Raw genomic sequence first — 16,671 nt, forward strand, 5'->3', positions numbered from 1 at the left:
TTAGGTGTAAGCAATGAATGACGGCGATTACCCGACATTCTCGAACGCGCGCTGTAGAACGGACGGGACGAAGCAGCCTAGGCTCCTCTGCTTCGTTCTTTTTGCGTTTTGCGCGTTTTGTCACAATTCAAGATGTTGAGCTGCTTGATAATACTGGAAAAACCAATATAATACTGATTAAACCGACTATTCGGTTTAATTCTATGGAGGGGAACCCGCCGAATGACGAAGCGCGCTTACGACGCCGAACATACGAAGAAAAAGCTCCTCGAAGGCGCTATGGTCTTATTCGCCAAGAAGGGCTACGCCGCCACCTCCATCGATGACATCTGTGAAGCGTCGGGATGCAGCAAAGGAAGCATGTACTATCATTTCAGGAGCAAGGAACAGCTCTTTCTTGAGCTCGCGGAACAGGCTTTCTCCGACTCCTGGCGACGCTGGAACGAATTGTCCGCTCCCCTCTCTACCGCTACCGACAAGCTGTATGCCTATGCCGACTACTTCGTCGACAATCACAATCGGCCGTTGAACAAAGCGGGCGAGGAATTCATCGCCAAGATCGGCGCAGCATCGGAAGCCGGACAGCGATTTTTCGGCATCGTCATGGGCGTCATTGCCGACTTCGAGAGCCTCGTGTCGGAAGGAATCGCCTCCGGGGAATTCAAGAACGAAGATCCGAAGGAATTAGCCTTCATCATCCTCAGCTACTTCTCGGGCTTGAGCGACAGTTATCTGTTCATGGACCGGGACGGCATGAAGCGCTTGTTCCGCAAGGCTGCAGGCTTTCTTTTGGAAGGCATTCGCATCTAACCCATTTACGACTAGGAGTGTGTCCGAATGAACCATTCGCCTTTTGCAGGTTTCGACCATGAAGGTCCAATCCGGTTTTCCGTCCTTATTCCCGCCCATAACGAAGAGAATTACATCGGCAAGTGTCTGGATTCCATCGCGGCCGCCGCAGCTCCCTATCCGAACCAAACGGAAGTCATCGTCATCCTGAATCGCTGTACCGACCGAACGGAAGAAATCGCGCGGGCTTACGGGTGCGTCACCCTTGTGGACGACAGCAAAAATTTGTCCATGATTCGCAATGCAGGAGCGAGAATCGCACGAGGCGAATTTATCGTCACGATCGACGCCGACAGCATGATGACGGAACGCATGCTGACCGAGATCGATTCGCACCTCGCCTCCGGGTCTTACATCGGCGGAGGCGCCGCCGCGAAATTCGAGCGCATGTCCGCCGGCATCGTCGTGTCCGCGATCCTTCTTATCGTACCTTTGCTGTTCAAATACGGCGCCGTCTCCATCGGCATTTTCTGGTGCCGCAAGAGCGACTTCGATGCCATCGGAGGCTTCAATGAGAAGATGCTCATGGCCGAGGACGCGGATTTCGCTCATCGATTGAAAAAATGGGGCAAGCGGCAAGGCAAAAAATACGGTACGATCAAGAAAGCCCAGATGATCACCTCCTGCCGCAAGTTCGACAAGCACGGGGATTGGGCGCTGGTCAAGCAGCCGTCGATCATCTTCGCTTATCTCAGAGGAACGGACAAGGACTATGCCGACAAAACCTATTATGAGAATCAAGGCAGATAATACTCGTCTTGCGGAAAAGGATGATAACAAGCGATGACCATATACGCAGCGCTCTTGAGGGGCATTAACGTAGGAGGCAACCATCTGGTGAAGATGGCGGATTTGAAAAAGCTATTCGAAGGGTTGGGGCTCGCCCGGGTGCAGACGTACATTCAGAGCGGCAACGTGCTGTTCGATTCGGCCGAAGAGGAAGCCCCTCTTCGCTTGCGGCTGGAGCGCGAGCTCGAGGCGGCCTGCGGCTTCCCGATCCCCGTCCTGCTTCGCACGGCGGCGGAGCTAAGAGACATCGTTGCGAATTGTCCGTTCCCGGAGGAAGAGCTTGCGCAAGCGGCGGCCAATTCCAAAGGCGAGACGCTGTACGTGTCGATGCTTCTCGAGCCGCCTGCCAACGATGCGCTGGAGCGGCTGCGCCCTTATGCGAACGAGGACGACCGGTTCCGCGACGTCGGGCGCGACATCCACTTCTTGTTCGGGAGCGGACTGTCCGACTCCAAGCTCGGCAACAATCTCCAGAAGCTGAAGCTTCCCACGACTATGCGCAATTGGAAAACGATGAACAAATTGGTCGCCCTCTCCGGCGCGATGGAAAGCGAATAGAGCGGCGAGAAGCTCGCTGCGCGCCATAGCTTCATGAAGCCAACTTTCGCTGGGAGGATCCCGAACAACCATGTTCCCTTTTTTCCGTATCGTCGTCTCTTCTTTCTGGCAGCATAAAGTCAAAACTGCGCTGTTGTTGGCCGCTCTTCTCGTCGAGCTGGCCTATGAAAGCTTCATGCCTCTTAGCTTTAAGTTCATCATCGACTTCGCCATCGTTCCAAGAAAGTATTCGCTGCTCCTCTTTATTCTCATTCTGCTGGTGTCGGGCGCACTCGCTTCCGTCATTATCGGAATATTCCGCGACCGCATGTTTACCCGGTTGGGAGCTCGAATCGTCTCCGATTACTATAAGCAGCTGTTCAAAAAGCTGCAAAGCTTGCCCGCCGATTTCTACCATCGCGTGAACGGCGGGGATATTGTCTCCCGATTCAACAACGACCTGCTCTCTATCGACGCCTTCATCATGCTGATTCCCTATGCGATTCTGTCCGTGATGGGATTGCTCTTTAACGTAGCCATTCTATTCTTTCTTCAATGGCAGCTTGCCTTAATTGCCGTCATTGGCTTACCGCTCTGTCTCATCGGGCCGAAATGGTTCGGACCGAAAGCTTTCGAGGACAGCTATCGATTGAAGGAGGAACAGGCCGAGCTCACAACCGTCGTTCAGGAGAACGTGAGCGCCCAGCCGGTAATCAAGGCTTTCGGATTGCAGCCGCTCTTCATCCGGAGATTCGACGATCGAATGGTCCGATATGCCAAGCTCGCCGGTCAATCCAGCTTTTCGAGCTTTCTCATCGACCGTACGACGAATATGGGCACCATGCTTCTGAACCTCGCTACCATCTGCGCAGGAGCCTTGCTCGCTTATTTCGAGATTCTCTCCATCGGCTCCCTTCTCGCTTTCAGCTCTATCCTGATCAGCTTGAGCTACTTGGTGGCCGCCGTTACGTGGCTTGCTCCGCAGCTTATTCAAGCGGCGTCCGGAATGCAGCGAGTGCGGGAAATCATCGAAGAACGGCCCTCACTAGAAGACAGCGAGCAGGCGCTTGATATGCCTCTCTTCCACCGCGCGATTGAATTCAAGGATGTCCGGTTCTCTTATACGCCGGAGCAGCGCAGCTTGAACGGAATCAACCTGACTATTCCGAAGGGAGCGTATGCGGCTTTCGTCGGAGCCAGCGGCTCCGGCAAAAGCACGATCATTAACTTGCTGATGCGTTTCTACGATCCGTCGGAAGGCTCCGTCCGTTACGACGATACCGATATTCGCGACATCAAGCTGCAATCGCTCCGCTCCCAAATCGGCATCGTCTTCCAGGAAAGCTTCCTATTCCGTGCCTCCATTAGAGAGAATATCCGTCTGGGCAAGCCCGAGGCCAGCGACGAAGAAGTCGTACAAGCGGCGCGATCGGCGGAAATACACGATTTCATCATGGGTCTTCCGGACGGATACGATACGGATGTCGGCGAACGGGGGGCCGCTTGTCCGGCGGACAAAGACAGCGCGTCGCCATCGCTCGCGCCATCATTCGGGACCCGGCTATCCTCATCCTGGACGAAGCAACCTCCGCGCTCGATCCGGCTACGGAATCGGCGATCAACGCGACGCTGCAACGGCTGACCGCCGATAGAACGGTCATATCCGTCACCCATCGCCTGGCTTCTGCCGAGCATGCGGATTGCATCTATGTCCTTCACCAGGGGGAAATTGCGGAACAAGGCTCCCATCAGCAGCTGCTGCAGCTGCCAGCCGGCCGCTACAAGCAGTCGTGGCAGAAGCAGACCGGCTTCGACATTAGCGAAGACGGCTATCACGTCGAGGTTAGCGCGGAGAGGCTCAAGCTATTTCCGATTTTCTCGGAAATGGAGGATTCTTTCTTGCGAGAAATTTCTTCCTTTTTCGCAACCGAATCGTATGCCAAGGATAGAACGATCATTCACGAAGGGGATCCCGGGGACAAGTTTTACGTTATCGTACGCGGCAAAGTCGAAGTGTTGAAAAGCGACGAGCAGGGTAACGAAGCGCGGGTGGCCGTTTTGTCGGACGGCGACTTTTTCGGGGAAGTGGCTCTCTTGCGCAACGTTCCCCGAACGGCTTCCATTCGGACTTTAACGCCTGTCGTATTCGTTACGCTGCAGCGGGAATTTTTCCAGGACTTGCTGAAGAAAGCTCCTCATTTGGCTGCTGTCATGGAAGACCGGTCGAAGTAAATCGCACGAATGGAATCGACGAGCAGGTGATTGCGGGCAGCGATGTTCACCTTCTCGTGAAACTCGGGCCTGATCAGATGAGCCAACGGCTGGTCGACCTTGTCGTAATGCCTGAAAGCTTCAAGCGCTTGAGCATCCCACGCTTCCGCATAGTGAAGCAGATCGCCGGGCATGACTCTCGTCCGATCGGTTCCTTCCTCGGGCAAGCAATCGAACGGCTCGTCCACGTTCAACGAACCGTAATCGTCGGTTAACTGCTCCCCGGAAAAATATCGCGAACGGCGATCTCGATCTCGTAGGCGGTGCCGATGCAATTGGCATGGAAGCTGTGGTTGACATACTTGCCGTTGTCCCAGCAGAGTACGAATTTGCCGTGCTGATTCCGGTAAGAGTATTTGAGCACGAGCTTTTTGCGATCGCTGTCCAATGCCTCTACAGCTTCCGGTTCCAGAATCTGATCCAGATCGTCCAACGCCCACGTTATCGTTCCCTTAGGAATAAACCGGGTGGCGAACACTCCGAATCCGATTTTGTCGTCGATGTAGCGCAGCTCCGTATGGGGATGCATCATGCCGCATTCTCCTTGTCGAAAAAAGGTTGTATATGTATTTATATACTATATGGCACAACCTTTTGTCGATAGATGACTGAATCGCGCTTCTCTAACAAAAAGAAGGCCTGAAGCCCCCGGATTTCGGAGGTTGTTCAGGCCTTCATTCCATTCCTCTTCAGAGCTGCCGCCCCGTAAGCCTACACTCTGTTCTTCTCCATCCAACGAACCGTCCAATCGACCAACGGCCTCTGCTTCAGAAATCTGACGTCGGCATTTCCGACTCGATGAACCTTGATGTCATGCTCCCTGTCGTAGTCCTTGCCCAGTCGCACGAAGTCCTCGTCATCTACGGCCTGGGTATTGTAAGTGACCCATTCTCTTTGGCCGCCGACCGTAATCGCGCTGCTTTCGTCGGCGAATTTCTTGGTCGGGAAGTCGGCGCGGGTTTCCGCCAAGTGCAGTGAAGTATTCTTGTCATAGCCGACCCCGATCAACAGCACATGACCGTCAAGCTGATACAGCTTGTCTACGGGAGAGTTTTTGCCGAAGATGTTGCTCAAGTCATGCTCTTGCGTAATAAATTCCGCATGCTTGCCGACTGCCGCGATGGACCGGGCCGGATGATCCGTTCTTTTCGCTCCCGGCCATTTGCGGAACATCTCGGCTACGACGCCCATGCCGATCGCAGGCGTAATCTCCTTGTTATAGGCCGGCCAGTTGGCGCGAATAATCGGCCAGCTATCCTCCGGCGCATCCCAATGCACTCCGGTTGAGGGATCGAGGTTTTTCCACGTTTGGGAAGGCATCAGCAAGGTGCCCTCCTGCCCTACGATTTCCAGAAGCGCCCGAATCAGCGTCTCGGCTCCTCCTACGACAAAACCCAAGCTATTCAAGGAAGTATGCACGAAGATCGTCTGTTCTTCCGCTACGCCGCAGCTTCTGAATTGCTTTATCAAATCCTCTTTCGTTAATACAGCCTTCTTGATCTGCGCTTCCGACATCGGCCGCAGCCTCCTTCAATGATTGTTGCCCGAACGGGCACCGTATTCTTAAAGCTTGACCGGCTGCCCGAGAGCCGCCGAATTGTATGCGGCCAATGCGACAACCGCGGAAAGCTTGCCGTCTTCTCCGCTAACGGGAACGGGAGAATCGCTGAATATCGCATCGACGAAAGCTTTCAGCATGTAATGGTCCATGCTGTCGCCGAAATAGGACCAATTGGCTTTCATAACCTCGTCGCGATACAGATCGAAGCTTTGTTTAAAGCAATCGACGGAGATCGACCCTTCCGTTCCGACGATTTCCATCGTAACGTCTCCCCAGGTCGGATACGATTTGGGGCGGGACCAGCTCGGGTCCAGGACGGCGATAACGCCGTTGTCGTATCTCATATGGACCATGCCGGCATCGTCGACATCGATATCGTGATACAGCGTCTCGGCCAGCGCGTATACTTCGCAGACTCTCGAATCGGACATGAACCAATTCATCAAATCCGTAACATGCACCGTATGGTCGAGTACGGCGCCCCCGCCGGAAAGCTCTTTATTCGTAAACCATGGCTCCGCCGGCTTCGTCCCCCTGTTCGTTCCCCGAATGGCCACCACCTTGCCGATCTCGCCCTTATCGATCGCTTTCTTGGCCTCGACGACTGCGGGTACGAAGCGGCAAGGGAACGCTGTCATCAACTGAACGCCGTTCGCTTTGGCCTCTCTGATCATTTGATCCATCTCTGGAATGCCGATCCCCAGCGGCTTCTCGCACAAGATGTGCTTGCCTTGCCGGGCGGCCTCTACAGCCATCTCGGTGTGATATGCATTCTCGGAACAAATAATGACGGCCTCGACGTCGCTCCCGATCAGCTCCCTGTAGTCGGAGAAATAGGGGAGCTTGTATTGCTCGAGGACTGCGGATACTCTCTCTCTATCGCGATCCGCAATTCCGACGACTTCGACGTTAGGCATACGCATCAGTTCATATAAATAACTGAACGCATGGCCATGGGCAAAGCTGAGCATCCCCACTTTTAATTTTCTCATAATGAAGGAACACCTCTTTCCTGCATGTAGACCGGCAGGCCGGTCCGCGCCGATTCCATTGCCGCTTGCGCGATCTCTATGTTTATACGCGCATCTTGAGGCGTTACTAACAGAGGCTTTCCGTCCCGAATATGATCGATGAAATGGAGCATTTCCAAATAATAAGGATCCTTGTTAACAGGGCTGAGGGATGTTGTCGAAGATTCGGCTTCCCCTCTCTTGAAAATTTGCAGCGGCGTCTCTTCCCTGCTGTCGAAATGAATCAAGCCTTCGCGGCCGGATATTTCGAGCGCATAGTGAAATTGCCCGGGATAACCCCAATAAGCTTCCAAATTGGCAATCTCCCTATTATCGAACTGAAGCGTGACGAGCGCATAATCCATCGTATCCTGGTTGCGGTAATTAAGCGTGTATACGCTTCTGACCTCGCCGAACACCCATCGAAGAAAATCGATATCGTGGATCATAAGATCCATAATAACGCCGCCGCTTCGTTCGAATTGGTTATACCACTTGCTGAATTTGCCGGGATGGGGACCGACCCTTCTCGTTCGGGCGACGCCGATTCGGCCTAGCTCTCCCGCCGCGATCCGTCTCTGGGCTTCGGAATAGGCAGGGAAAAACCGAACGACGTGGCCGATGAACAGCTTGACGCCCTTCCGCTCGCAGTAAGCGATCATCTCCTCGGCCTCTTCCAGCGAGCCGGCGATCGGTTTCTCGCAGAAGACGTGCTTACCGTAATTGGCCGATTTGATGACGAATTCTTTGTGCATGGGGGTCGGAAGCAGAACGCAGACGATGTCTGGATCCTCTGCGATCATCATCGTATCGAAGGAGACGTACGCTTTCGTATGATACGCCGCCGCTACTCGTTCCGCCGCCTCCGCCGAGTTGTCGAACGCCCCGACGAGCTCGACGCCCGGCATTTTGGCTAGATTGCTCGCATGCGTATGTCCCATTAGGCCACAGCCGACGATGGCTATTTTCATGTTCAGTCCCTCCGGTTCTCAAAGAATGCTGGTTCTCTTTAAGTACAAATGAATGCAGACGATAATTAGAATGGGAACAAAGCCGAAGGAGAGAGCCGCATTCATGCCGACCGCCTTGCCGATAATGCCCATGGCAAGAGGAATAAAGATGCCCCCCAAGGCGCAGCATGCCATCAACAATCCGAAAGCGGTGCCGGTATATTTCGGATAATATGCCCGGGCCAGAGCCATGATCAAAGGCCAGATTCCCGCGAACCCGAGCCCTACGCCGAACATGGCGCAGAAGGATGCGGCGGCGCTTCCCGACAGGACGATCACGAGAAGGAACGCCGCCGACAACAGCGCGCTAATAACGACGATCTCGTGCAGCTTGATCGAGAATCTGCTCACGGCGTAGCGTCCGACGATCGTTCCTCCCCAGAAGGCGGAGAGAACCGCGCTGGCATACCAGGCCGACGTCGACCCGCTCTCCCGGATGTACGTTGTAATCCAGAAGCCCATGCCCGACTCGATTCCGACGTACATGAGAATGGACAAGCCTAAGAGGAGAAACCTTTTTTGCTTGAGCAGCAGGGACGTATACGTCTCTTCGGTTGCGTCTGCGACACTTCGGCGAGGGTACGGATATTTCAAAAACAGGAATGAGAAGAAGAGAATCAACAGGAAGCTGAGACCGTAGATAAGCTTCCAATCGTCCGCGTATTCCATCGCCGCCACTGCCATGAAAGGACCGATAACCGTCCCTATGCTGAAGAACATCTGGGAGATGTTCAGCACACGGTTCGCGTCGCCTTCCTCGAAGTCCGTCAAAAGCGTCGAGATCGAGCCGGATAGGATGCCGAATCCCACTCCCGTCAGAAAAATACCGACGAGAACCGCGTAAGCTGCGGGAGCAAGCCAGATGACGAGAAGCCCGAGCAGGAAAAACAAGCAGCCGCTTCCGATTACCTTTTTCCTGCCGAACCTGTCGCTCCTCTCTCCTGTTGCGAGAGAACCGCACAAAATACCGACGAAATGCGCGGTAGCCGTAAATCCCATCAAAACTTTGCTTAACGAATAGTCTTGAGCGATATAGTCAAGCATCCGTTGAAAGGCCGACAAATAGAATCCCAGAAAGGCCATCAGCCCGAAGCACAGAACTTTAACTAATCCCTTGGTCATTGCCGCACTCTCCGAAAAAAATCCAAAATCATAGTCTGCGTAGCTAACGTAACGATTTTGTAGCGTAACCGGTTGCACTGAGAGTCGAATGGAGTATACCTTGGCTTTTTCGTGCCGGTCAATAAGGTACCTGCAAGTAACTACCCCTGTGAATTTTCTTGCGGCAGCTTCTCCCTCGCGAGCTCCTGGCTAAGATACTCTTCCCCCCAGCTGCACATCATGACTACAATGGGGATGAGCCGTTCTCCCTGCCCGCTCAGACTGTATTCCACCTTGGCCGGCACGATTTCGTACACCTTTCGATGGATCAGCCGGTCTTCTTCAAGCTCTCTGAGCTGCTCGGTCAGCACTTTCTGCGTAATTCCCGACAGCTCTCTTCTAAGCTCGTTGAAACGCATGCTGCGCTTGCTTAGCAGCCATAAAATAATCGTCTTCCATCTGCCTCCGATCAAGCTTTCGGTTAACCGGATCGGACATTGCGAGCGGTCGTTGCTGCGTTTTTTCATGCGTATTCCTCTCCTTGTCGGCTAGTCGAAAAACCCCTAACAAGTACCCTGTACGGAACTACGTCACATAAAAGTAAGTTATTGATTCCTTTTTCCTGCGGATTATACAATCAAGCTTGTTATCGTCTATCGTCCCCGCAAGACCGCATCATCCCAATCCCATACTATGGCCGAAACGGGAGGTGAAACGAAAACTGGGTATTGACTTCATATTCGCACAATGATAGATTCAATGCAACCGATTGCATTGCATTGAGAGCGAGGAACTGCATTCATGGGTATCACGATCGGCGATATTGCAAAAAAAGCCAATGTATCGAAAGCGACCGTCTCTCGCGTTATTTCCGACCATCCTAAAATCAGCGCGAAAACGAAGGAACGGGTGCTCAAGGTCATGGATGAATTCGACTATCATCCGAACATGATCGCTCGATCCCTCGCACACAGATCGACCAAGATTATCGGCGTCGTCATTCCCGGCATTTCCGAAAAATCGTTCAAGCACCCTTTCTTCCCGGAAATGCTCAGAGGCGCGGCAAGCGTGGCGCAGAAAAATCACTACAACATTCTGATGTCTGCGGTCAGCACGGCCGAAATGGAGACGCAAGTCATTAATGAGCTTGCCAAGGGCGGTATTGTCGAAGGCATTATTCTGATGGGCGCAACCGTTCACGACAAGTTCATCTCCGAGCTTCTGAAGCTTAAATTTCCTTTCGTCGTCGTCGGCAGACCGGAGAACCAGGATTCCGTCAGCTGGGTCGACAACGATAACGTCCAGGCCGCTTACGAGTTGACCAAGCACTTCATCGAGCAAGGCCACAGTCGGATCGCCTTTTTGGGCGCATCTTCCATAGACATCGTCGTGATCGACAGGCTGGAAGGCTACAAAAAGGCTATGCGGGAGCACGGGCTGCCGATCAACGAGAAGCTGATCATCGAAGACAAAAACATCGACGGCGACGGCTATGCCTTCATGAAGGCGCTGATGAAACGACAGGAGCCTATGACGGGATTAATCGCGATGGACGACTTCATGGCCTTCGGAGCCATCAAATACATCAACGAATGCGGATTAAGCGTTCCGGACGATATCGCCGTGGCCGGATTCAACAACGTCTTGCTGTCCAATTACTCTACTCCTCCGCTCACTTCCGTCGAAGTGAATCCTTTCCATCTCGGCACCCGAGCTTTCGAATTGCTGATCGCCAACCTGACGAGCAGCTATAAAAGCATCGACCGCGCGATCATTCCTGCGGACCTTGTCGTCAGACAATCGACGCTTCGGGGGACAGGAAAATAACAATGCATCTTGTTAAGCTCTCCTGCCAATCGGCAGGAAAGCTTGCAGGAACAAATGTAAACGGTTACTTTACGACTGACCAATTGAGGGGGATCTCGTCAATGAGCGTTATTGCCAAAAAGAAAGCCGTTCAAGCCATGGTTTTGCTTCTGTCCGTCGGGATGATTGCCGGAATGACCGCATGCAGCAAGGCCAATAACGAGAACAAGCCTGCCAGTCCTTCCGCTTCCGTCTCGCCTTCGGCAAGCGGTTCTTCGGTGCTGGAGCCTGAACCGGGCGCCGAGTTGACCATCTGGGATTCAGAAGGGAACGACGGAGGCCTTTGGCTGAAAAAAGTATTGCCGGGTTTCACCGAGAAGTACGGAGTCAAGGTTACTTACGAGCCGGTCGCCGTCGATGACGTGCCGTCCAAGATTGCGACGGAAGGACCCGCCAAGCTTGGCGCCGACGTCTTCAATGCCGTTCACGACGCGCTGGGGGGACTCGTATCCGCCGGTCTGGTCTATCCGAACGACACGCTCAAAGCCGACGACCTCGTGCTTCCTGCCGTACAAGGCACCGCCTACGGCGGCAAGCAGTACGGATATCCGGTAGCCATTGAGACCGCTGGTTTGTATTACAACAAGGATTACGTCAAGGAGCCTCCGAAAACGTTCGACGAAGTAATCTCCTTCGCCAAGGAATTCAACGGCAAGGGCAAGTACGGCTTCATGATGGAGACGAGCAACTTTTACTTCGTCAATTCGTTGCTGTCCGGTTATGGCGGCTACGTGTTCGGGAAAGACGGAACCGACAAGGACGATATCGGACTGAACAACGAAGGCGCCGTTCAAGGAGCCGAATTCTTCCGGTCGCTGAAGAGCATTCTGCCGGTCAACGCCAGCGATCTGAAAGAAGATATCAAAAAAGGGCTGTTCATCGAAGGCAAAGTGGCGTATAACATCGACGGTCCTTGGAACCTCCAAGGCTACAAGGATTCGAAAATCAACTTCGGCGTAGCTCCGCTGCCGCTGCTGCCTAACGGCAAGCCTCCTGTCACCTTCTCGGGCGTAAGGGCGTTCTACGTCAATTCGTACACTCCGTACCCGAAAGCGGCCAAGCTGCTTGCCAGCTACCTGACTTCGGAAGAAATGCTGATGGACCGGTATCTAACGATCGGTCAAATTCCGCCGTACAAAGAGCTCCTCGCCAAGCCGGAAGTTAGCGGCGATCCGATTACGGCCGGCTTCGCCGCGCAGATTGAGAATTCGATTGCGATGCCGAGCATTCCGCAGATGGGCGCCATATGGGAGCCTGCCGCCAGCGCGCTGGAGGAAATCTGGAACAAAGGATCGGATCCGAAGACGCAGTTGGACCGCGCCGTCAAATCGATCAAGGATGCGATCGCCCTGCAGAAAAAATAAATTCGGCTGTTCATCCGCTGCTTCGGCATGAAGGAGGCATAGAGAAATGGGGAGGCACTCCGGAAGGGCTGCGGTGTTATCGGCTTTGTTTATGGGGCTTGGTCAGTTATACAACAGACAGTGGCTCAAAGGCATCCTGCTGGCTCTCATTGAACTCGCTTTTCTAATCTATTTGCTGCCCAGAGCGATTAAGGATGCCCAGGGACTGATCACCTTGGGAGACACGCCGCAGCTATTCGTCGACGGCATATTCATTCCGGGGGATCATTCCATCTACATGATGGTGTTCGGCCTCATCACCCTTCTTAACGTCGCGATTTTTATCGCCGTGTACGCCGTCGGCATTATGGACGCGCGCAAAGTCGGCCAAGCTCGCGACGAGGGCCATTCCTCCAATAGCTTTATGAAATCGCTTTACGTACTGACGGACAAAGGATTTCCTTACTTAATGCTAACCCCGTCCGTCGCGCTCATTCTGTTCATTACGCTGCTGCCCCTTGTTTTCGGTGTCCTAATCGCGTTCACGAACTATTCCAGCCCCAATCATCTGCCGCCCAGAGCGCTGGTAGATTGGGTAGGCTTCAGCAACTTCGCGGATCTGTTCCGGCTGCCCTCATTAAGCCGAACGCTGGGCGGAGTCGCGCTCTGGACCTTCGTGTGGGCGATATTGGCTACCGGAGGCTCGTTCTTAATCGGCATGCTGCTTGCGTTGCTCACTAACGCAAGCGGCATCCGCTTCAAAAAGATATGGCGAGTCATCTTCATTCTTCCGTGGGCGATGCCGCAGTTTATTTCCGCGCTGATCATGCGCAACATGCTTAATCAGGAATTCGGGCCGATCAACCGCGCCCTCGACCGTCTGGGGATCGATCCGATTCCTTGGCTTACCGATCCGACGATGGCCAAAATTTCGTGCATCCTCGTCGATTTCTGGTTCGAGTTCCCCTACTACATGATTTTGATCACCGGAGTATTGGCCAATATTAACAAGGACATGTATGAAAGCGCTTCGCTCGAAGGGGCCGGCACGTTCACCCGGTTCCGCGCGATTACGCTGCCCATGGTTTTGCAGGTGACTTTCCCGCTGATCATCATGGGCTTCGCCTTCAATTTCAACAATTTCACGTTCATCTACTTGCTGACGGGCGGGGAGCCCCGCAACATCTCGTTCAGCTTCGCCGGCCATACCGATATTCTCTTATCGTGGCTGTATAAGATCACGCTGGAGCAGAACCAGTTCCATCTGGCCGCGACGGTATCCATTCTGATCTTCCTTGTCATATCGGCCATTTCGGTTGTGAGCCTGCGTTCTTCGAAATCTTACCAAGAAGAGGATATGATGCGATGAAAAAAAGCGGCTACACTTCAAAAACAACCAGGCTGTTCATTTACCTGCTGCTTGGCGCCGTTGCCGTCTCGTCGCTCTATCCGATTCTGTGGATCGTCTTGTCCTCCTTATCGCCCGGCAGTACGTTGTACTCGGCCAGCCTGATCCCGGACAGGGTAACGTTCGTCCATTACAAGACGCTGTTCCTCGATTCACCGTTCACACTGTGGTATTGGAACACGTTGAAAATAGCGCTTATGACCATGACGCTCTCCGTCCTGCTCATCGTGCTCGGCGCCTACTCCTTCTCGCAATTCCGCTTCAAGGGCCGGCAGTTTTTTTTGACGACGATGCTTGTGCTGCAGATTTTTCCGCCATTCATGACGATGATTGCCGTGTTCCTGCTGCTTTATCAAGTGAATCTGCTTGATTCGCATCTCGGGATGGTGCTTGTGTACACCGGCGTAGCCATTCCTTACGGAACCTGGCTCATGAAAGGGTACATGGACGGAATTCCCCGTTCCGTACCGGAAGCGGCCAAAATCGACGGAGCCAGCCACTTTGTAATCTTTGCCCGAATTATGCTGCCGATGACTACTCCCGCTTTGATTTTCATCTCGTTGACCAATTTCACGGCGCCGTGGATGGACTTCATTCTGGCTCGTCTCGTCCTGCATTCGGCGGACAAAAAGACGCTTGCGCTGGGGCTTTTCGATATGGTCAAGGACAAGGCGGCTTCGGAATTCACGACGTTCGCCGCAGGCTCGGTCATGGTCGCCATCCCGATCGCCCTCCTCTATTTGTACCTGCAAAAATATATCGTGAACGGCGTAACGGAGGGAGCGTCCAAAGCTTAAGCAAGTGTGAATGCGTTCGCGAAAACAAAGCCTGAACTTCTCGGTGACGAGGGGTTCAGGCCTTTTTTTTGAGGGGATATTGAAGCTCTGTTAGCGCTTTAGCTGGTTGTCTCGCAAAGGCTGGAATTTAGTGGAAAAATGATGCAACTTTTACATATCCAAAAGCGTCAGCTAATGTAGAACGAAAGTACAAAGGTAAAAGGAGGATAACTGAATGTTACGTAAATACAAATGGCTGTTAGCAGCCACATGCACAATCGCATTAGTTGCAGTCGGGCATGACCTTATAGGCGTGAATCCGGCGACGGCCGCATCAGAAAAAACCGTTCAATCGTCAAATGATTTAAATACAGAAGACTCGATAAACGATCAAGCAAACAAGGAAACTCTTCAAGCCCTCTTAACCGATCATGGTTTTCCTCAATCAGCGGCTTCTTCACTGCAAAGCTCAATTCAATCAGCTCCTGCTGTAATCGGGGGTAAAAGCGGAAAAACGACCGTTACGTACAAAGTTGTTGTTACGCAGTCATCAACGGAGAACAACTCAAAGCCGTACGAAGTAGAATTAACGAAGGACTGGAATATTAACGTGAACGGCAAAGATGTTATAGGCTATTGGAAATATAAAGTAAATGGCGATAAAGTTACTCTGCTTATTGAAAGGAATAACGATTCCGCCATTAATTTGATTAAGTAAAAAACGCACGAAGAGTCTCTATGATGACTCTCCGTGCGTTTTTATTCTTTTATCGTTTTCCGCCAGCTTTGGTTATTCCATTGCCATCCGGATTTAGCGAGTGGATACTATATCCATACAATTCTCCGGTTTGAGCGTCGTAGTATCTTTCCAACAGCGCATTCTCGACAAAACCGCGCTTGTGCTGATAACCATTCATGACCATACACTTGCTGAAGACATCATTCAGGATGCTTTTATCAAAGCAATAACGAATGGCCCGAAAATTCGGCCTGACTCGAATATTCCGGCTTGGGTCAAACAAGTAACTCGCAATACGGCCTTGGATCGAATACGAAAGTTAAAGCGAGATCGTCAGGCTTTAACAGAAGTATTCTTAAATATAGGTGCAGCTCTTGATGATACGAGTACAGCATCTAAAGTGGAGATTAAGTGGAGGGACGAGCTTTTGCACAAGGTTATGGCCGAATTGAATCCGGACTCCCGCGCCTTGTTGCTGATGTTCTATATAGAAGGAAAATCGTATAGGGAAATTTGTCAGGAGCTGCACATTAGCGAATCGGTCCTCACCCAACGCTTGGCTAGAGCGCGAAAAAAATTGCTTCATCGGTTTTTAAGAAAATGGGGGGATCATGATGAATGAACTTGAAGAAGATCGTCTCATTCAGCAAGCTATGCAAACCGTTCATGCTGACGTTGAAATACCCGATCCGACAAAATCCTGGAATAACGTTCAAAATAAGATTCAACGACTTCACCAAGCGAAAAAGCGGAGAAAACGTCTAAAAATCGTTGTTGGCGTCGTAGCGCTCACCTGCCTAATAGAAATTTCGATTCAGGCTTCTATTTTGAAATCCTATGCGAATGTCTCCACTCTTTTTCGGGAAGTGAAGCAAAATGTTATTGAAATTTTCTTCGAGCCCTCGCCAAAACAAGATACGTCCGCTGCGAAAACCAGTCCTCCACCATCGGCAGAAATAGATGTTCCGGCCGTACCTGAAGAAGTGCCCCTCAGCGATGCCTTAGAAAAGCTTGCATTCGATCTTTTGTTACCTAGCTATCTGCCACAAGGTTTTGAGTTGGGAGCAGTCCGTATTTTCAGGGAAGCCGATGGATTATACAAAAATGTTTACTTAGAATACGAAACAGCTTCCGGAGAAATATTTAAGCTGAGCGAGCGTATAGTCGAGCCAAAAACAGCCAGCATAAAGTCTGACATTGCTTCGGAGGCAGGCGCTATAAATAACTACATAGTGAATGGAAATGAAGCCGTTCTAGTCGTCATGCCGGATAATTTCGTAGACATGGAGTGGCTGACCAAGAGTCATATTAAAATTTCTATTTCCGGCAAACTGGCAGAAGAGGAAATTGTGCTATTTGCTCGCTCTCTAAAATAATAAAGCGAACGGAGCCTTGACCGCCGTTCGCTTTA

The 16,671-nt window shown here is 52.2% G+C and carries 19 protein-coding genes; 12 read left to right on the forward strand and 7 right to left on the reverse strand.

Annotated features, from left to right (window positions below; translation table 11 throughout):
• The first annotated feature begins 222 nt into the window (after positions 1 to 222).
• From D3H35_RS22045 to D3H35_RS33655, 5 genes are all read left to right on the forward strand, one after another.
• Positions 223 to 810, forward strand: coding sequence for a TetR/AcrR family transcriptional regulator (locus tag D3H35_RS22045; protein ID WP_119151359.1), 588 nt, complete (start codon positions 223 to 225; stop codon positions 808 to 810).
• Between the two features lie 27 nt (positions 811 to 837).
• Entirely contained in the window at positions 838 to 1,599 is a 762-nt protein-coding gene (locus D3H35_RS22050; protein ID WP_119151360.1) for a glycosyltransferase family 2 protein, read from the forward strand.
• A gap of 33 nt (positions 1,600 to 1,632) precedes the next feature.
• On the forward strand, positions 1,633 to 2,196 hold the full coding sequence (locus D3H35_RS22055) for a DUF1697 domain-containing protein (RefSeq protein ID WP_119151361.1): 564 nt from the start codon (positions 1,633 to 1,635) through the stop codon (positions 2,194 to 2,196).
• 70 nt (positions 2,197 to 2,266) lie between these two features.
• Positions 2,267 to 3,817 carry an ABC transporter ATP-binding protein gene (locus D3H35_RS22060; RefSeq protein ID WP_119151362.1) on the forward strand — a complete coding sequence of 517 codons (1,551 nt, stop codon included), beginning with the start codon at positions 2,267 to 2,269 and terminating at the stop codon, positions 3,815 to 3,817.
• Positions 3,709 to 4,407, forward strand: coding sequence for a cyclic nucleotide-binding domain-containing protein (locus D3H35_RS33655; protein WP_267901439.1), 699 nt, complete (start codon positions 3,709 to 3,711; stop codon positions 4,405 to 4,407). The genes D3H35_RS22060 and D3H35_RS33655 overlap by 109 nt, the downstream gene beginning before the upstream one ends.
• Here D3H35_RS33655 and D3H35_RS32755 read toward each other — a convergent pair.
• The 7 genes from D3H35_RS32755 to D3H35_RS22095 all read right to left on the reverse strand — a co-directional run bounded on the left by D3H35_RS32755 (position 4,371) and on the right by D3H35_RS22095 (position 9,655).
• A complete protein-coding gene (locus tag D3H35_RS32755; RefSeq protein WP_233568084.1) occupies positions 4,371 to 4,640 on the reverse strand; it encodes a hypothetical protein in 270 nt (89 codons plus the stop codon). The genes D3H35_RS33655 and D3H35_RS32755 overlap by 37 nt on opposite strands.
• 17 nt (positions 4,641 to 4,657) lie before the next feature.
• Positions 4,658 to 4,978: an SET domain-containing protein gene (locus tag D3H35_RS32760; RefSeq protein ID WP_233568085.1), complete on the reverse strand. Its 321-nt coding sequence runs from the start codon at positions 4,976 to 4,978 to the stop codon at positions 4,658 to 4,660.
• Between the two features lie 179 nt (positions 4,979 to 5,157).
• A complete protein-coding gene (locus D3H35_RS22075; RefSeq protein ID WP_119151364.1) occupies positions 5,158 to 5,961 on the reverse strand; it encodes an AAC(3) family N-acetyltransferase in 804 nt (267 codons plus the stop codon).
• Positions 5,962 to 6,009: 48 nt separating this feature from the next.
• Positions 6,010 to 6,999 (reverse strand): Gfo/Idh/MocA family protein, encoded by a 990-nt coding sequence (locus D3H35_RS22080; protein WP_119151365.1) that lies wholly within the window; start codon positions 6,997 to 6,999, stop codon positions 6,010 to 6,012.
• On the reverse strand, positions 6,996 to 7,988 hold the full coding sequence (locus D3H35_RS22085) for a Gfo/Idh/MocA family protein (protein WP_119151366.1): 993 nt from the start codon (positions 7,986 to 7,988) through the stop codon (positions 6,996 to 6,998). Before D3H35_RS22085 ends, D3H35_RS22080 begins: the two co-directional genes overlap by 4 nt.
• An 18-nt stretch (positions 7,989 to 8,006) precedes the next feature.
• Positions 8,007 to 9,149, reverse strand: a complete 1,143-nt coding sequence (locus tag D3H35_RS22090) for an MFS transporter (RefSeq protein ID WP_119151367.1) — start codon at positions 9,147 to 9,149, stop codon at positions 8,007 to 8,009.
• Positions 9,150 to 9,289: 140 nt separating this feature from the next.
• Positions 9,290 to 9,655 (reverse strand): winged helix-turn-helix transcriptional regulator, encoded by a 366-nt coding sequence (locus D3H35_RS22095; protein WP_119151368.1) that lies wholly within the window; start codon positions 9,653 to 9,655, stop codon positions 9,290 to 9,292.
• Positions 9,656 to 9,929: 274 nt separating this feature from the next.
• On the opposite strand from D3H35_RS22095, the gene D3H35_RS22100 reads away from it, so the two are divergent.
• The 7 genes from D3H35_RS22100 (at position 9,930) to D3H35_RS22130 (ending at position 16,636) form a co-directional block, all read left to right on the forward strand.
• Entirely contained in the window at positions 9,930 to 10,955 is a 1,026-nt protein-coding gene (locus tag D3H35_RS22100) for a LacI family DNA-binding transcriptional regulator (RefSeq protein WP_119151369.1), read from the forward strand.
• A 101-nt stretch (positions 10,956 to 11,056) separates the two neighbouring features.
• Positions 11,057 to 12,358: a sugar ABC transporter substrate-binding protein gene (locus tag D3H35_RS22105; protein ID WP_199728584.1), complete on the forward strand. Its 1,302-nt coding sequence runs from the start codon at positions 11,057 to 11,059 to the stop codon at positions 12,356 to 12,358.
• Positions 12,359 to 12,404: 46 nt separating this feature from the next.
• The gene (locus D3H35_RS22110) at positions 12,405 to 13,706 is read left to right on the forward strand and encodes a sugar ABC transporter permease (protein ID WP_119151370.1); all 1,302 of its coding nucleotides are present in this window, start codon (positions 12,405 to 12,407) and stop codon (positions 13,704 to 13,706) included.
• Positions 13,703 to 14,542 carry a sugar ABC transporter permease gene (locus tag D3H35_RS22115; protein ID WP_119151371.1) on the forward strand — a complete coding sequence of 280 codons (840 nt, stop codon included), beginning with the start codon at positions 13,703 to 13,705 and terminating at the stop codon, positions 14,540 to 14,542. The genes D3H35_RS22110 and D3H35_RS22115 overlap by 4 nt, the downstream gene beginning before the upstream one ends.
• A 214-nt stretch (positions 14,543 to 14,756) precedes the next feature.
• Positions 14,757 to 15,239, forward strand: a complete 483-nt coding sequence (locus D3H35_RS22120; protein WP_119151372.1) for a hypothetical protein — start codon at positions 14,757 to 14,759, stop codon at positions 15,237 to 15,239.
• Positions 15,240 to 15,339: 100 nt separating this feature from the next.
• Entirely contained in the window at positions 15,340 to 15,882 is a 543-nt protein-coding gene (locus D3H35_RS22125) for an RNA polymerase sigma factor (RefSeq protein WP_119151373.1), read from the forward strand.
• Positions 15,872 to 16,636: a DUF4367 domain-containing protein gene (locus D3H35_RS22130; RefSeq protein ID WP_119151374.1), complete on the forward strand. Its 765-nt coding sequence runs from the start codon at positions 15,872 to 15,874 to the stop codon at positions 16,634 to 16,636. The genes D3H35_RS22125 and D3H35_RS22130 overlap by 11 nt, the downstream gene beginning before the upstream one ends.
• Positions 16,637 to 16,671 lie beyond the last annotated feature (35 nt).

It is taken from the genome of Cohnella faecalis (genome assembly GCF_003570905.1).
Classification (GTDB): domain Bacteria; phylum Bacillota; class Bacilli; order Paenibacillales; family Paenibacillaceae; genus Cohnella; species Cohnella faecalis.

Coding starts and splice junctions, on each gene's coding strand:
- D3H35_RS22045 (WP_119151359.1), top strand. CDS start 223: ATGACGAAGCGCGCTTACGACGCCGAACATACGAAGAAAAAGCTCCTC.
- D3H35_RS22050 (WP_119151360.1), top strand. CDS start 838: ATGAACCATTCGCCTTTTGCAGGTTTCGACCATGAAGGTCCAATCCGG.
- D3H35_RS22055 (WP_119151361.1), top strand. CDS start 1,633: ATGACCATATACGCAGCGCTCTTGAGGGGCATTAACGTAGGAGGCAAC.
- D3H35_RS22060 (WP_119151362.1), top strand. CDS start 2,267: ATGTTCCCTTTTTTCCGTATCGTCGTCTCTTCTTTCTGGCAGCATAAA.
- D3H35_RS32760 (WP_233568085.1), bottom strand. CDS start 4,978: ATGATGCATCCCCATACGGAGCTGCGCTACATCGACGACAAAATCGGA.
- D3H35_RS22075 (WP_119151364.1), bottom strand. CDS start 5,961: ATGTCGGAAGCGCAGATCAAGAAGGCTGTATTAACGAAAGAGGATTTG.
- D3H35_RS22080 (WP_119151365.1), bottom strand. CDS start 6,999: ATGAGAAAATTAAAAGTGGGGATGCTCAGCTTTGCCCATGGCCATGCG.
- D3H35_RS22085 (WP_119151366.1), bottom strand. CDS start 7,988: ATGAAAATAGCCATCGTCGGCTGTGGCCTAATGGGACATACGCATGCG.
- D3H35_RS22090 (WP_119151367.1), bottom strand. CDS start 9,149: ATGACCAAGGGATTAGTTAAAGTTCTGTGCTTCGGGCTGATGGCCTTT.
- D3H35_RS22095 (WP_119151368.1), bottom strand. CDS start 9,655: ATGAAAAAACGCAGCAACGACCGCTCGCAATGTCCGATCCGGTTAACC.
- D3H35_RS22100 (WP_119151369.1), top strand. CDS start 9,930: ATGGGTATCACGATCGGCGATATTGCAAAAAAAGCCAATGTATCGAAA.
- D3H35_RS22105 (WP_199728584.1), top strand. CDS start 11,057: ATGAGCGTTATTGCCAAAAAGAAAGCCGTTCAAGCCATGGTTTTGCTT.
- D3H35_RS22110 (WP_119151370.1), top strand. CDS start 12,405: ATGGGGAGGCACTCCGGAAGGGCTGCGGTGTTATCGGCTTTGTTTATG.
- D3H35_RS22115 (WP_119151371.1), top strand. CDS start 13,703: ATGAAAAAAAGCGGCTACACTTCAAAAACAACCAGGCTGTTCATTTAC.
- D3H35_RS22120 (WP_119151372.1), top strand. CDS start 14,757: ATGTTACGTAAATACAAATGGCTGTTAGCAGCCACATGCACAATCGCA.
- D3H35_RS22130 (WP_119151374.1), top strand. CDS start 15,872: ATGATGAATGAACTTGAAGAAGATCGTCTCATTCAGCAAGCTATGCAA.